The sequence below is a fragment of the Pseudomonas sp. FG13 genome (genome assembly GCF_057809755.1).
Window position 1 is genome coordinate 518,658 of sequence record NZ_JBMDKO010000001.1, and the last position, 13,938, is coordinate 532,595.

Here is a 13,938-nt window from a genome sequence, read left to right on the forward strand (position 1 = left end):
GAAGCGGTGGAATGCTGCACCAGAACGCCATTGTACGCTATGTGGTAAGCAGGTCTTTGGAAGCGATTCGCGTTGAGCGAACGGTTATCCGAAAACGGCGCTATCGGACTCCGATTGCCGAGGAGGCTTTTGCTGATCGAGCGTAACAACATACGCGCTGAACATGTCCGCCATGCCATCGGCGTACGTCGCGATTTGCGCGTCGGTCCGTGGGCTTCCTGAAAAATCCTTGCCCACGGAACTGAGCGTGGTCAGGATCAGATCGCAGGCCGCCGAACGAGTAGGCTCGCTGACGTCGGGGAGCAACTCGAGCATGAAATTGGCGAAGATCCGCTTGCCTGTCGCGCGCACTTCGTGGGCTTGCGGTGCGTCGCGATAGAGCGGTGCGGCGTCGTTCAGCGCGCCACGCATCGGCGCTTCTTCGCACTCGGAACGAATGAACGCATGCACCAGGTTGCGCAGGCGATCCAGGGGCGGTTCCTCCAGGTTTTCCAGAATCCGGCACAGCATCTGGGTGGTCTGTTGCCACTCATCGCTCTGCAGCCGGAACAGGATCGCGACCTTGTTGGGAAAGTACTGGTACAGCGAGCCGATGCTCACGCCGGCCTTTTCCGCGACGCGAGCGGTGGTGAAGCGAGCGGCGCCTTCCTTGGCCAAAACCTGAACAGCGGCCTCTAGAATCGCCGCCACCAGCTCGGTGGAGCGTGCCTGCTGTGGCTGCTTGCGTGAGGAAATACGGGCGGTCTGGCGCTGGGTCATGGGCGGCTCGGTCGTCGTGGGGAAACGCGAATAGCGAATGGGGCGAATCACTCGCATCATTTAAATGCGACGAATCAGTCGCATCTTAGTCCCCTATCGATGGAAAGCAATCATGACTACTTTGACCACTGAACCTCTGGCGACCCTGATCGAACGCCTCTACACCCAGGCCAGCGCGGCCACCAGTCCGGTGCTGAGCACGGTGCCGAGTGAAGAGCGCGAGCGGCTGATGCGCAGCAAGACCGAATACCTCGACCTGTACGGAATGCTCAAGGACTTGTGGCTGCCGGTCTCCCGCGACACGGGCAAGCTGCTGTACATGCTCGCACGCAGCGCAAAGGCCAGGGCCATTGTCGAGTTCGGCACGTCGTTCGGCCTGTCTACCCTGCACTTGGCTGCGGCGTTGCGGGACAACGGCGGCGGCGTGCTGATTGGCAGTGAGTTCGAGCCTTCGAAGATCGCCCTGGCGCGTCGCCATTTCGTTGAAGGCGCCGTCGATGATCTGGTGGACATCCGCGAAGGTGATGCGCTGGTTACCCTGGCCAGCGATCTCCCGGAAGCGGTCGACCTGCTCCTGCTCGATGGCGCCAAGTCGCTGTATGGCGACGTGCTGAGCCTGGTTGAAAAACACCTGCGGCCGGGCGCCCTGGTGGTGGCGGACAATACCGATTACTGCCCTGAATACCTGGCTTACGTGCGTTCACCGCAGAATGGCTACCTCTCCGTGCCTTTTGCCGATGACATTGAAGTGTCGATGCGTCTGGGATGATACGGGCCTCTTGAGGGGCTGCCGGGATCGGTGGCTGTCGGTTGTCCAACCCGACGGCCGATCAACCTAGCCTCGCTGCGGCCGCTTCATGCACCGCCTCGTCCCAGGCAGGCGTTGCAGGGAACAGCTCAAGCAGAAAGGCGATGAAGGCTTTTACGTTGGGACTGCCGCGTCGGCTTTCCGGCCACAAGGCGGTGATGGAGAAGCGTTCCGCAGTGAACTGGGGGAGGACTGGAATCAGTTCTCCCCGGCGAACATAGGGCGCAGCCACGTAGTGCGGGGTGATACCGATGCCTCCGCCCGCCGCCATGATAGCCGCCACCGCGTCGCTGACATCCACGGTGAATGCGGCGTCGGGGCTCCACTCAAGTTGTTTGTCGTCCGCCTGATAGGACCAGCGCAGACTCTGCCCGGTGCTCTGGTAGCGAAAGTTCACGCACTCATGCTCCGCAAGATGCTCGATGGTCGCCGGTATACCTTTTCGCTGCAGGTACTGGGGCGACGCAAACGCGCCGATTCGATGGGGCCCCAAGGGCCGCGAAACCAGACGTGAATCGGTGAGGTTCCCCACGCGAACGGCCACGTCGATCCCTTGCTCGATGATGTCGGAATACTGATCGCCGAGTCGCAAGTCGATTGCCAGATTGGGGTATTGCTCACGAAACCTGGGCAATGCAGGCGCCAGGATGTTCACACCGATGGGGAGGGGGGCGGTGACTTTCAAGACACCTGAGGGCTCGGCGCGGGTTGCGACCGCAGCCTGATCGATTTCTTCGACCTCTCGCAGAATGCGCAATGCACGCTCGTAAAGATCCCGCCCTTCAGGCGTGAGGGTCAGGGAGCGCGTCGTGCGGGTGAACAGCATCAGCCCGAAATGCTCCTCAAGCCGCTGCACGCTCTTGCTGACGGCGGAGGGGGACACCGAGAGCGCCCGCGCCGCAGCGGTATAGCTGCCCAGGGAGGCGGCCCGCGCGAATGCGATGAGTCCGGTAAGACGGTCGAGACCAATTTGTGCCTTCATGGCACTAGTAAAGCGACTTGCGCCCCAATTATCAATCTACGATCACAGCCTTACGCTTACTCCATCGCACGCCATCCTGGCGTTCACTGGAGCCTCGACATGACCATCACCCCAACACTTGCATCCAATCTCACCGGCCGTACGGTCGTCATCTTCGGCGGTACATCGGGCATCGGCCTGGCCGCCGCGATACAAGCGAAGGCCGCCGGGGCCAAAGTCTTGGTCATCGGCTCGGATGCGGCCCGTGCCGAGCAGGCGTCGAAGGAACACGGCTTGGACGGCTGGCGCGGCGCCGACGTGACCCGCCGTGAGGCGGTCGAAGCGGCTCTGGCGGATATTCCGGTGGTGGATCACCTGGTGCTGCTCGCCGGTACGTTCGTCACCGGAAGCATCCTGACCGCCGACGTCGATCATCTGCGCCGGGCGTTCGATGAGCGTATCTGGGCGTCCATCAATGCGATCCGTATCCTGGGTGACAGGTTGTCCAAGGCGGGATCGATCACCTTCATCTCGGGTGCGCTCGCTGATCGACCCAATGCCCATGGCACGGCCGTCATCGGGGCGGCATCGGCCGCCATGGAGTCGCTGGCCCGTGGCCTGGCCCTGGAGTTGGCGCCGATTCGGGTGAACACCCTGTCGCCCGGCCCGATCGACACCCCGATCTTCAGCAAAGCATTGGGCGAAGGCCGTGACGCCTACGTGGCTTCCCTGGAGCAGACCTTGCCGCTGCGTCGCATTGGTACGGCGGAGGAAGCCGGTGCTGCAACGGTGTTCTTGATGACCAACACGTTCATGAACGGTGCCGTGCTCAACGTTGATGGCGGTGCTCGATTGGTCTGATCTTGAAGGGACGAACGGACACCCCTCGGTAGAACGACAGGATGGCGAGTATCTGCACGACGACGGCGCCTGTCACGACGGCGATGATGGCTTGATCCGGGTGGCTGAAGGCGGTGCGCACCAGGCCGAAGAATGCAGGGGCGAAGGCATAGGTGGCCTGGCTGATCGCGACCATCAGCGCGATGACCCTGGCGGTGTGTTCACGGCTGAACTCGGTCTGTGCGATCAACGGCGGCAGGGAGGTGGCGTTGCCGATGCCTGAGCCGATCAGCACCACCGCCATCCAGGCCACTGACGGGTGGAGGTCCAGGCCGAGGAGCATCAAGGTGCCCAGCATCTGGATGGCATAGCCCAGGCACGCCAGTAGCCTGCGGTCGATGCCTTGGATCATCAGGCGCGCCGCGATGTAGCGCCCGCCCATGGCACTGGCGGTGGCCAGGCCCATGGCAAGTGAGGCGTCATGGGCTCCCAGGCGTCCCGCCAGGATCGAGTACAGGTGGGCGATCAAACCGATCTGGGCGAACAACCCCAGGGACATGCCGGTGGCCAATGTGCGGAAATTGGCCACCTTGAGGGTCTGCACGACAGTCCATGGAACGGCACTGCTGGCGGGTATCAAGGGTTCCGGCTGCTCGGCGTTGTCAGGATGCTGTCCCAGGCTTTGTGGGGTTTTGTTGAAGACCAGGAAGGCGAAAATGCCGATGAGCAGCACGGCCACGAGGCTGATCACCAGCGCTGCCGTGGCAAAGCCAAAGCCCTCGATCAGCCATACCCATAGGGGCGAAAAGACCACGCCGCCCAGGCTGGCGCCGTTGTAGGCTTTGCCCAGGGCCTTGGGCCTTTCCTTGACGTACCACGGCGCGACCAGGGTATTGACGGCCGCGGCCCCCAAGGTCACCCAGCCGATACCCGAGCACAGGGCACCGGCATACAGCACCCAGAGCTGGTCGGCTTGGGCCCAGATGTTCACGCCGATACCCAGGACGATGCTGCCCAGCAGAGTGATGGTTGGAATGCCGAAGCGTGCGTAGAGCCTGGGTAGATTGGCGATGACGATCGTGCCGCTGAGAAAGTGCAAGGTGACGGCAGTCGACACCTGGGCGATAGGCCAACCCGTGCGCTCCATGACCGATTGCATGTAGATCGGCGGGCCATAGAAGCCGATCCCCCAACCGATCATCGCCAGGATGAACGTGCAGGCCAGTACGGTTTTTCCAAAAAAACGGCTGTGTTTCATCGCCAACTCCTCCATGTGGGCTCACAGCGTATGCGTCAGGCAGATGTCTCACTTCGAGGCGCAACGAACAATGGATGTTTCGCCGCACATGCAGGTGGCGAGGGGGAGGGTGAGGACGGGGTAAGATGACTCAATGAAAAACGCCACCGTCCCTGGCCGGGACAGCGGCGTTGACCTCCAGTCTTTCGCGCTTACTTGTAGTGTTGCTCAAACATCGCGACCTGTTCCGGCTTGATCAACTGGAAGGGGACCCACACTTCCGCCTCGACCGGCTCGCCCTTGATCATTTTGACAGCCGCTTGCAGCGCGGCGGTCGCCTGGGCCTTGGGGTCCTGAAACACCGAGGCGACCAGCATCCCGCGCTTGATTGCCGCCAGCCCGTCGGGCAGGCCATCGATGCCGACAATCGCAATTTCGCCCTTGGTTTTTCCCGCCTGTTGCAAGGCCATGGCCGCGCCGATGGCCATTTCGTCGTTGTTGGCGACGATGGCGTCGAACGAGGTGCCGGCCAGCAGCCAGTTGCTGGTCAGGTCCATCCCCTTGGCCCGTTGCCACTCGGCACTTTGCTGTTCGACGATCTTGATCCCGGGGTAATCCTTGAGCACCTGTTTGACCCCTTCGGTGCGGTCGTGCGTAGCGTTCTGCGCGAGGTCGCCCATGATGATCGCGAGGGTGCCTTTACCGTTCAGTTTTTCCGCCAGGTAGTGCATTTGCAATTGGCCGGCCTCGATGTCGTTCGAAGCCACGGTGACCACGCCCTTGGGCAGGACGCGCTCGTCCGGATGACGGTTGACGTAGACCAGCGGCACCTTCGCCTCGACGGCGGCGCGGGTCATGTTGGTAGTGGCGGCGGTGTCCACGGGCAAGACGATGACCGCATCGACCTTCTGGTTGATGAAGCCCTGGACCTGGTTGAGCTGGCGCACGACATCGCCCTGGGCATCCTCGAACTGGATCTGGACGCTGTCTTTCTTTGCGGCGTCTTCCAGGCCGCTGCGCACATAGGTCATGAAGTTGTCGTCAACCCTGGCGATGCTGACGCCGATGCGATAACTGGCGGTGGCCCATTGGCTGAAGGCGAAGAGCAGCGTGGCAATAAGCAGTGTGCAACGACGCATGGTGATATTCCTTTTGTTGTTATGAGTCGATCAGGCGTGAAGGTTGCCGGCGCACCTCGATCAATGCCCGAGGGCGCCGCCGTTTCATCGATCCAGGGTAAACGCGTGCCGGAAGCGTTGGAGTGCTGCCTCGCTGTCACCGCTGGCCCAGCCCTCAAGGCCGACGACACCGGTGTATCCCATGTCGAACAAGGCTTTGGCAATGGCCGGGTAGTGGATTTCGCCGGTCCCCGGTTCCATGCGGCCAGGGACGTCGGCCACTTGGATTTCGCCGATGGCGCTGCCGGCGCGCTGGATCAGTTCGATCAGGTTCCCTTCACCGATCTGTGCGTGGTAGAGGTCCAGGTTCAGCTTCAGATGAGGGCTGCCCACGGCCTCGATCAGCGCCAGGGTGTCATCGGCGCGAGCGAACGGCGTGCCAGGATGGTCTACCTCGGTGTTGAGGTTTTCCAGCAGGAACACCCGGCCGGCGTCTTCACCCAGGCGCGCGATTTTTTCCAGGGTCTTGCAGGCGTTCAACCACATGCGGCCGGTGGTGAGGGCCACCGGTTTGACCGGCAAGCCTTTGTCGCCCAGGCCTGTGCCATGCAGGTTGAGGCTCGGGCAGTTCAACCGGGCGGCGACGGCCAGGGATTCCCGCGCGCTGTCGAGCAGGTGCTGGATGTCCTCGGGGTCGGTCAGGTTGCCCGCGATGTAGCCGGTCATCGAGGTGAAGTCGGCGCCGGTGGCGACCAGGGCGGCAATGTCCTTCTTCGTCCAGTCCCAGATTTCGGCGCTGAAGCCCAGTGCGTGAATCCGTTTGACCCGCTCGGTGAACGGCAGGTCGAGGAAAACCATCTCGGCGCTGATCGCCAGTTTGAACGGAGTGAAGCTCATGGTCGGCCTCCTTGCACGCGCACGGGCTGGCCTTGCTGGAACGACTCGATGCAGGCGCGGGCAATGGCCAGGGCAGCGCGAGCATCTTCACCGCTGGCGAGGGGCTTTTCGCCGGTGCGCAGGCAACTCACAAAATGGTTGAGCTCGGCCACATAGGCATCCCGTAGCAGGTCGGTGTCCAGGCGCTGTGTGTCGGCCTGGATGCCATCGGCCAGGTAGCGAACCAGGTCGGAGTCATTGACGGCACCCATGGTCAACATGCCGGCGCTGCCGAACACTTCGCCCCGGACATCGTAGCCATACACCGCCTGGAAATTCGCCTCGGCGGTGGCGAGGGCGCCGTTGTCGAAACGCAGGGTCACCATGGCGGTGTCGAGGAAACCCTTGTCCTTGAAGTCTGGCGCGATCAGGGCATCGGCCATCACGAAGACTTCGACGACCTCGGCCCCAGGATTGAGGTAACGCAAGGTGTCGAAGTCATGGATCAGGGTTTCGAGGAAGATCACCCACTGCGGCGAGTTGGCCGGATTGTTCAGCGCCGGGTCGCGGGTCAGCGACCGCAGCAGTTGTGGGGTGCCGATGCGGCCGGCGACCACGTCCAGGTGCGCGGTGCGAAAACTCTTGGCGAAGCGGCGGTTGAAGCCGACCTGCAAGGTGACCCGGGCATCGGCGGCAGCGGCGATGGCGCGGTCCGCTTCGTCGAGGGTGATCGCCATGGGTTTTTCACAGAACACACTTTTGCCAGCGCGGGCTGCGCTGATGACCAGCTCGGCGTGGCTACGGGCCGGAGCGGCAATCAGTACGCCGTCGATCTCGGGGTCGTCGAGCAATTGCTGTGGGTCGGTGTAGACCCGCTCCACCCCCAACTGTGCCGCCAGGCGGGCGGCTTGGCCCGGTGTCGGGTCGGCGATGGCAGCCAGGCAGGCGCCGGGAATGTGTCGGGCTGCCGTCAGGCCGTGAAAGCTGCCCATGCGGCCGGCGCCAATGAGACCGAGGCGGATGATCTTGGATGTATTCATGAAACGCACTTCCCCTTTTTTTGTTATCAGCAGGATTGTTTTCGCTGTACAGGCAGGGGAGCAAAGCCTGTGCCAATGCATATCTTATTGATAAGTAAGCATTTATTCCTTATCTAGCGAAATAAGTGTTAATTCTCATGACATGCCTATACTGCACATGTACATAAAATGAACATTGGAGCTTTTCGTGATCCCGGCACCCATCGCTGTCAGCGAGCAAGACCTCGACTACATCGCGTCACTCGGTCCGGCGTCGTTGAGTGACGGACCGATTGGCGCTTTGGAGCAGGCCTGGCTGGCTTGCCTGGACGGATGTATCGAGCGGCCTGATGGGGTCCGGCAGGTGATCTGGAACTCCTGGTTGCGCAGCGTCGAGGCCGGCCTTGACCCCGAGGACGGCGCGTATCGTTTTGTCGATCCAGCCGACCTGGCCGCAACGCTGGCCGCCCATCGCGTGATGATCGCAGTGGCGGCCGAGGTCATGGGCGGGTTGTTGGCCTACAACCCCAGGGGCCATATCAACCTGACCGACGCCGAAGGGACCACATTGTATTTCTGCGGCAGCGATCTCACCCCGGTGGGCAGCCGCTTGCTGGAGTCGGTGCAGGGCACCAACTGTACGGGGTTGGCATTGGCTGAAGATCGGCTGGTCTATGTGCTGGCCGAAGAGAACTTCGGCGTCGGCTTGCGCAAGCGACGCATGCATTGCGCCGCCGCACCGATTCGCGATGCCCGGGGACGGACCCTGGCGATCCTGACCCTGACCGCCGAGCCGGGCTGGTTTCATTTCCACACGTTGGGCACCGTGCAAGCCGCGGCCGAAGCCGTATCACGGCAAATGGCGCTGCAGGCCTTGCTGGAAGAACAACAGACGATGCTTGAAGTGCTCAACGAAGGCCTGGTCGTGCTGGACGACCGTGGCTGCATCAGGGCCATCAACGGTTATGCACGACAGTTGTTTCGCGTCGGGCGCGACCTGCTGGGCCAGCCGTTCCAGCGCTTGGGCCAGAGTGAGCTGACCGATGAGATCCTGCTGCGTGGCGGGGAAGGGCTGCGGGATCTGGATTGCACCTTCGAATTGCATGATCGCAGCCACCTGGCCTGCCTGGTGTCGGTGTGCTCACTGGAGCAGGGCGGGCGCATCGTTTCGCTGCGGGAAAACCGGCGCATCCGCGAAATCACCCGGCGGATCATCGGCACCCAGGCCAGCTACACCTTCGACACCATCCAGGGCAGCTCCCGGGCCATCCAGGACGCGTTGCACCTTGGACGAATCGCCAGTCGCAGCGACTCCACCACGTTGATCCTCGGCGAAAGCGGTACCGGCAAGGAGCTGTTCGCCCAGGCGATCCACAACGCCAGTGAGCGTCGCAGTGGCCCATTCGTGGCGGTCAATTGCGGGGCGATCCCACGAGATCTGGTGCAGAGCGAATTGTTCGGGCATGTCGAGGGGGCCTTCACCGGTTCGGCTCGCGGCGGATCCGCCGGCAAGTTCGAGTTGGCCGATGGCGGCACAATCTTCCTCGACGAAATCGGTGACATGTCGTTCGGGGCCCAGGTCAGCCTTTTGCGGGTCTTGCAGGAAGGCGAAGTCACTCGCGTGGGGGCGAAGAAATCCCAGCGAGTGAACGTGCGCATCATCGCCGCCACCCATCGCAACCTGAGCCAAGCGGTGGCTGACGGCGCGTTTCGCGAGGATCTTTACTATCGGCTCAACGTGCTGAATCTGACGGTCCCGCCGCTGCGCATGCGCCGGGAGGACGTACCGTTGCTGGCGCACCATTTCCTCTCTCGTTGCGCTCGCTCACTGCGCAAATCGGTGCGCGGCATCTCGCCCCAGGCGCTGGACGTGCTGTCGGCCTACCACTGGCCAGGCAACGTGCGTGAGCTGGAAAATATCATCGAGCGTGCGACCAATCTGGCGGTCAGCGAACAGCTGCAGCCGGATGATCTACCGCTGGAAATCAGGCAGGGCCTGCGGCCGTCATCGCCAGGGAATATGCCTGAGCGACCGGCAGCCCTGGGCCTCGACGCCCATGAAATGAACGCGATTGTCGCCGCCCTCGAGGCCACCCGGGGCAACATCCGCCTGACTGCCCAGCAACTGAACGTTTCCCGGGGTGGGCTGTACAACAAGATGAGTCGGTACGGGTTGAGGGCGGAAACGTTTCGTTCCGGGGGTAAGGCTGCTCACTCAAGTCAGTAGATGAACCTGTGGCGAGGGGATTCATCCCCGCTGGGGCGCGAAGCGGCCCTAAGATTTTGGGGCTGCTACGCAGCCCAGCGGGGATGAGTCCCCTCGCCACAATGAACCGGGCGAGTCTTGAGTGAACAGCATTGCACTCAGGGACGAGCATTCTCCGAGGTCATGATCTGCAACGGGATATGGATGCGATGTCGCACCGGATCGAAGGCTGGCGCGGTCTGCAGCTCCACCAGTAGATCAATCAGCGCTTGAGCCAGCAACCGCGGCTGGGAATCGATGACCAGGCTGATCAGGCCCTGTGCAAGAGCCTGGCGCGACAGCTCGGTGGACTCCTGCAAGATGCAGCACAGCGACGGCCGACTCGGCAGTTGCGACAGGGCGCTGATAATGCCGTCGCCGCCACCACCGACCACACACAAGCCACGCAAGTCGTCATGTCGCGCCAGCAGGTCCAGGGTCGCCTCTTCGGTGATGTCGTCGTTGTCCAGGTTGATTAGCGCCTCCAGCGGTCGCAGGCCGGGAGCATGCTCGGCCAGGTAGCTGCGCAGCCCGTCGATCCGGGCCTGGTGGCCGAGGAAACGATGGCCACCGAGCAACACCCCGACACTACCCTCATGGGTTCCGCAGGTGTGGGCCATCAGCCAACCCATGGTGCGCCCGACTGCATGGTTGTCCTGGCCGACGTAAGGCTCATCGGCCGTTTCATGTATGTCGGACAGCAGCGCGATCACCGGCACGCCAGCGGCCCTGATCTGGGCGATGCTGGCGTTGATCAACGGGTGCGCGAAGCTGACCACTGCCAGGCCGTCGCACTGCACCGCCAATTGTTCGATCTGGGCGATGATCGCGCTGGGTGTGCGATCGAAGACGTACTCGAATTGAATGCTCAGGTTGGCGCCGGCCTGACGTTGCGCCGCTTCCGTGATGGCGGCGGCCACATTGCCGTAGAACGCCTGGGCGGTGCCGAGCAGGAGAATGCCGAAACGGTAGCTGGGACGGCGCTCACGGATCCGTTGGCCGATCAGTCGGGCGGCGAAATAGCCGACCTTTTCGGCGGCCTGGAACACCTGCTCGGCGGTGGCCGGGGTGACCGGCGCCCGGGCGTTGAGCACCCGGTCCACGGTCGCGACACTCAACCCCGCGTACTGGGCGACGGTGGCAATGGTTGGGCGTTTGGTGGTGTTGGTCATGGCAGGCCCCACAGCGCATTGATAGAAAACTATCAAGCTTCGATGGGCCCGGATGATAGCTTGATAGGGAATCAATTCAAGGGCTTGAGGCTAATCGGCGCGCTCTCTATGGTTTCTCCAACGATGCGAACCTGCATCGAGCAAGGGCTCAACACCATCAAGCTTGCGGAGAACAATAAAATGCCTGAACAAAACGCAGCCTCCGAACACCTCGATAAACCCGCACGCCGGGACTATTCATTGCTCGGGCCCGAAGCCGCGAAAGCGGCGCAAAAAGGCCTGGTATCCGCCAATTGGTACCAATCGCCGATCTCGCGTAAACGCATGAAGGAATTGATGCAGCGCCGCGACGGCCCGGCGCTGCGGGACACCGCGATCTGGTTGCTGTCGATGGTCGTCACCGGTTTCGGTGGTTACTGGTTCTGGGGATCCTGGGCCTGTGTGCCGTTCTTCTTCGCCTATGGGTTGCTCTACGGCACGGCGTCGAATGCCCGTTGGCATGAAACCGGTCACGGCACCGCGTTCAAGACCCGCTGGATGAATGACGTGGTCTACCAGGTGTCGAGCTTCATGTTCATGTTCGAGCCTCATGTGTGGCGCTGGAGTCATGCGCGGCACCACACCGACACCATTATCGTCGGGCGCGATCCGGAGATCGTCGAGCCGCGCCCGCCAAGCCTGATCAACATGGTGCTGAGCCTGTTCAGGATGCCTTACGCAATCAAGACGATGGGGTCGGTCTGCCGGCATGCGACCGGGCGGATGGCGGAAGAAGAGCAGACCTTCATCCCCGAGTCCGAGTGGCCGAAGATCTTCCTGGCGGCGCGCGCCTGGCTGATGATCTATGGATTGACCGTGGCGGCGGCACTGTACCTGCAGAGCTGGTTGCCGCTGATGTTCATCGGCCTGCCGACGCTCTATGGCGGCTGGCTGTCCTACGTGTTCGGCCTGTCCCAGCATGTCGGCCTGGCTGAAGACGTGCTCGATCATCGCAGCAACTGCCGCACCATCTACATGAATCCGGTGCTGCGTTTCCTCTACCTGGACATGAACTATCACCTCGAACATCACATGTATCCGATGGTGCCGTTTCATGCACTGGCGCAGCTTCACGAAGAGATCCGCCACGACTGCCCGCCGCCCTATACCAGCCTGTTGGAGGCGTTCAAGGAAATCCTCCCGACCATCTGGAAGCAGCGCAAAGACCCGAGCTATTTCGTCCGTCGCCCTTTGCCGCCACGCACGGCGCCGACCGCCAGCACCCAGGCTGAAGCGACACCGGCCTGACCCTTCCCGTTTTACCACTACAAGAGAACGCGCCATGACCAATCAATGGATCGACGTTTGCGCCGTGGGCGAAATAAACGAAGAGGATGTCATTCGTTTCGACCACGGTCCGCAGACCTACGCTGTCTACCGCTCCGCTGACGATGAATTCTTCGCCACCGCCGGCCTGTGCACCCATGAATCCATCCACTTGGCCGACGGTCTGGTGATGGACCATGTCATTGAATGCCCCAAGCACAACGGGCGCTTCGATTACCGCTCCGGCAAAGCCCTTGGCGCGCCGGTGTGCGTCAACCTCAAGACCTATCCGGTCCGGGTCGAGGCGGGGCGGGTCCTGCTCGGTATTGACGTTTAACGACGTGGAGGTTGTGCCATGAAAGCTGACAACGCTCCCTTGGTCATCGTCGGCGCCGGACATGCTGGCGGCCGTGCGGCGTTGACCCTGCGCGAGGAAGGTTATAGGGGGCGCTTGATTCTGATCGGCGATGAAGCCCATCCACCCTATGAACGTCCGCCACTGTCCAAAGGGCTGTTGCAAGGCACGGCTGAACTGGGGGGATTCAGCCTGTGTGACAGCGACCGGCTCACCGAACTGGGCATCGAGCACTGGGCTGGCAATCCGGTGGAGAGCCTCGACCCGCAACGACACCGGCTGCAGTTGGCCGATGGTCGTGAGCTGCACTATGCACGGCTGTTGCTGGCGACCGGGGGCAGGGCGCGGCGATTGCCCTCGGTGCCCGAGCGTCTAGCCAATGTGCTTTATCTGCGCACCCATGACGAAGCGCTGAGGTTGCGTGCTTCGCTGCAACCCGGCAAACGATTGGTCGTCATCGGTGGAGGCTTCATCGGCCTCGAAGTGGCCGCCACCGCCCGCGCCCTGGGCTGCACCGTCACTGTGCTTGAAGCAGGACCGCGACTGGCGGGCCGCGTCCTGCCGGAGCGACTGTCCCACGCGCTGCTGACATTGCACCGCAGCCAGGGCGTGGACGTACGGCTGAACGTCGCCATCGAGGCGGTGCAGGGCGACACTCGCGCTGAGTCAGTGCAACTGGTCGACGGCGAGTTGCTGCCTTGCGACCTGGTCGTCGTTGGCATCGGCATGCAACCCAACATCGAATTGGCCGCGTCCGCCGGACTGGTCGTCGGTCAGGGCATCCGTGTCGATGCCCAGCTGCGCACCAGTGCGCCGGACATCTTCGCCGCAGGGGATGTCTGCGAGTTTCGCTTGCATCCGGGGGGCGCTTTTCAGCGCCAGGAGACCTGGCGCAACGCCGAAAACCAGGGGCGGCATGCAGCCCTTAACCTGCTGGGCCACGAGTTGCCCTTCGAGGTGATCCCCGGCTTCTGGTCCGATCAGTACGACTGGGGACTCCAGACCGTGGGGGTGATTTCAAATACGCAATCGACAGCGAACCGGCCCCTCGCAAATGACGGTTTCCTGATGCTCTACCTCGATGCCGAGCATCGCCTGCAAGGCGCCTGCGGCTGGGGGCAGGGCAACAGCGTCGCCAAGGACATCAAACTGTGTGAGCGGCTGATCGCCAACCAAAACCGCCTCGCCGTGGACGCTTTGGCCGATCCCGATGTGTCGCTCAAACAATTACTGAGAAGCTGAC

The 13,938-nt window shown here is 62.4% G+C and carries 13 protein-coding genes; 6 read left to right on the forward strand and 7 right to left on the reverse strand.

Translation table 11 applies throughout. The features are described from left to right. Nucleotides 1-84: 84 nt before the first annotated feature. Nucleotides 85-759, reverse strand: coding sequence for a TetR/AcrR family transcriptional regulator (locus ACODTO_RS02300; protein ID WP_139642244.1), 675 nt, complete (start codon nucleotides 757-759; stop codon nucleotides 85-87). A 112-nt stretch (nucleotides 760-871) separates the two neighbouring features. Between ACODTO_RS02300 and ACODTO_RS02305 the strand changes: the two genes are divergently transcribed. Continuing rightward, nucleotides 872-1,528: an O-methyltransferase gene (locus ACODTO_RS02305; RefSeq protein WP_175385437.1), complete on the forward strand. Its 657-nt coding sequence runs from the start codon at nucleotides 872-874 to the stop codon at nucleotides 1,526-1,528. 61 nt (nucleotides 1,529-1,589) lie between these two features. Here ACODTO_RS02305 and ACODTO_RS02310 read toward each other — a convergent pair whose 3' ends face one another. After that, the gene (locus ACODTO_RS02310; protein WP_139642247.1) at nucleotides 1,590-2,549 is read right to left on the reverse strand and encodes a LysR family transcriptional regulator; all 960 of its coding nucleotides are present in this window, start codon (nucleotides 2,547-2,549) and stop codon (nucleotides 1,590-1,592) included. Between the two features lie 99 nt (nucleotides 2,550-2,648). Here ACODTO_RS02310 and ACODTO_RS02315 point away from each other — a divergent pair, with 99 nt between their 5' ends. Continuing rightward, a complete protein-coding gene (locus ACODTO_RS02315) occupies nucleotides 2,649-3,389 on the forward strand; it encodes an SDR family oxidoreductase (RefSeq protein WP_139642250.1) in 741 nt (246 codons plus the stop codon). Here the strand turns inward: ACODTO_RS02315 and ACODTO_RS02320 are convergent. The 4 genes from ACODTO_RS02320 to ACODTO_RS02335 all read right to left on the reverse strand — a co-directional run bounded on the left by ACODTO_RS02320 (nucleotide 3,358) and on the right by ACODTO_RS02335 (nucleotide 7,639). Continuing rightward, nucleotides 3,358-4,626: an MFS transporter gene (locus ACODTO_RS02320; RefSeq protein ID WP_489105910.1), complete on the reverse strand. Its 1,269-nt coding sequence runs from the start codon at nucleotides 4,624-4,626 to the stop codon at nucleotides 3,358-3,360. The two genes, ACODTO_RS02315 and ACODTO_RS02320, sit on opposite strands and share 32 nt — an antisense overlap. A gap of 191 nt (nucleotides 4,627-4,817) precedes the next feature. Further along, nucleotides 4,818-5,744: a sugar ABC transporter substrate-binding protein gene (locus ACODTO_RS02325; protein ID WP_175385435.1), complete on the reverse strand. Its 927-nt coding sequence runs from the start codon at nucleotides 5,742-5,744 to the stop codon at nucleotides 4,818-4,820. 84 nt (nucleotides 5,745-5,828) lie between these two features. After that, a complete protein-coding gene (locus ACODTO_RS02330) occupies nucleotides 5,829-6,620 on the reverse strand; it encodes a TIM barrel protein (protein WP_175385434.1) in 792 nt (263 codons plus the stop codon). Further along, nucleotides 6,617-7,639 (reverse strand): Gfo/Idh/MocA family oxidoreductase, encoded by a 1,023-nt coding sequence (locus tag ACODTO_RS02335; RefSeq protein WP_175361523.1) that lies wholly within the window; start codon nucleotides 7,637-7,639, stop codon nucleotides 6,617-6,619. Before ACODTO_RS02335 ends, ACODTO_RS02330 begins: the two co-directional genes overlap by 4 nt. A gap of 187 nt (nucleotides 7,640-7,826) precedes the next feature. Here ACODTO_RS02335 and ACODTO_RS02340 point away from each other — a divergent pair, with 187 nt between their 5' ends. Then, complete coding sequence (locus ACODTO_RS02340; RefSeq protein WP_175385433.1) at nucleotides 7,827-9,845, forward strand: sigma-54 interaction domain-containing protein; 2,019 nt, start codon at nucleotides 7,827-7,829, stop codon at nucleotides 9,843-9,845. Between the two features lie 137 nt (nucleotides 9,846-9,982). Here ACODTO_RS02340 and ACODTO_RS02345 read toward each other — a convergent pair whose 3' ends face one another. After that, nucleotides 9,983-11,035: a LacI family DNA-binding transcriptional regulator gene (locus tag ACODTO_RS02345; RefSeq protein WP_175385432.1), complete on the reverse strand. Its 1,053-nt coding sequence runs from the start codon at nucleotides 11,033-11,035 to the stop codon at nucleotides 9,983-9,985. A gap of 180 nt (nucleotides 11,036-11,215) precedes the next feature. Here ACODTO_RS02345 and ACODTO_RS02350 point away from each other — a divergent pair, with 180 nt between their 5' ends. From ACODTO_RS02350 to ACODTO_RS02360, 3 genes are read left to right on the forward strand one after another with little or no spacing between them, the layout of a single operon-like run. Beyond that, nucleotides 11,216-12,322 (forward strand): fatty acid desaturase family protein, encoded by a 1,107-nt coding sequence (locus ACODTO_RS02350; RefSeq protein WP_175385431.1) that lies wholly within the window; start codon nucleotides 11,216-11,218, stop codon nucleotides 12,320-12,322. A 34-nt stretch (nucleotides 12,323-12,356) separates the two neighbouring features. Continuing rightward, nucleotides 12,357-12,677, forward strand: a complete 321-nt coding sequence (locus tag ACODTO_RS02355) for a MocE family 2Fe-2S type ferredoxin (protein ID WP_139642270.1) — start codon at nucleotides 12,357-12,359, stop codon at nucleotides 12,675-12,677. A gap of 18 nt (nucleotides 12,678-12,695) precedes the next feature. Continuing rightward, entirely contained in the window at nucleotides 12,696-13,937 is a 1,242-nt protein-coding gene (locus ACODTO_RS02360) for an NAD(P)/FAD-dependent oxidoreductase (protein ID WP_489105911.1), read from the forward strand. The last annotated feature ends 1 nt before the right edge of the window (nucleotide 13,938 follow it).

Bases quoted from the DNA above. Each gene is read 5' to 3' on its own strand.
- ACODTO_RS02335 (WP_175361523.1), bottom strand. From the start codon at position 7,639: ATGAATACATCCAAGATCATCCGCCTCGGTCTCATTGGCGCCGGCCGC.
- ACODTO_RS02320 (WP_489105910.1), bottom strand. From the start codon at position 4,626: ATGAAACACAGCCGTTTTTTTGGAAAAACCGTACTGGCCTGCACGTTC.
- ACODTO_RS02305 (WP_175385437.1), top strand. From the start codon at position 872: ATGACTACTTTGACCACTGAACCTCTGGCGACCCTGATCGAACGCCTC.
- ACODTO_RS02350 (WP_175385431.1), top strand. From the start codon at position 11,216: ATGCCTGAACAAAACGCAGCCTCCGAACACCTCGATAAACCCGCACGC.
- ACODTO_RS02325 (WP_175385435.1), bottom strand. From the start codon at position 5,744: ATGCGTCGTTGCACACTGCTTATTGCCACGCTGCTCTTCGCCTTCAGC.
- ACODTO_RS02310 (WP_139642247.1), bottom strand. From the start codon at position 2,549: ATGAAGGCACAAATTGGTCTCGACCGTCTTACCGGACTCATCGCATTC.
- ACODTO_RS02360 (WP_489105911.1), top strand. From the start codon at position 12,696: ATGAAAGCTGACAACGCTCCCTTGGTCATCGTCGGCGCCGGACATGCT.
- ACODTO_RS02330 (WP_175385434.1), bottom strand. From the start codon at position 6,620: ATGAGCTTCACTCCGTTCAAACTGGCGATCAGCGCCGAGATGGTTTTC.
- ACODTO_RS02315 (WP_139642250.1), top strand. From the start codon at position 2,649: ATGACCATCACCCCAACACTTGCATCCAATCTCACCGGCCGTACGGTC.
- ACODTO_RS02300 (WP_139642244.1), bottom strand. From the start codon at position 759: ATGACCCAGCGCCAGACCGCCCGTATTTCCTCACGCAAGCAGCCACAG.
- ACODTO_RS02355 (WP_139642270.1), top strand. From the start codon at position 12,357: ATGACCAATCAATGGATCGACGTTTGCGCCGTGGGCGAAATAAACGAA.
- ACODTO_RS02345 (WP_175385432.1), bottom strand. From the start codon at position 11,035: ATGACCAACACCACCAAACGCCCAACCATTGCCACCGTCGCCCAGTAC.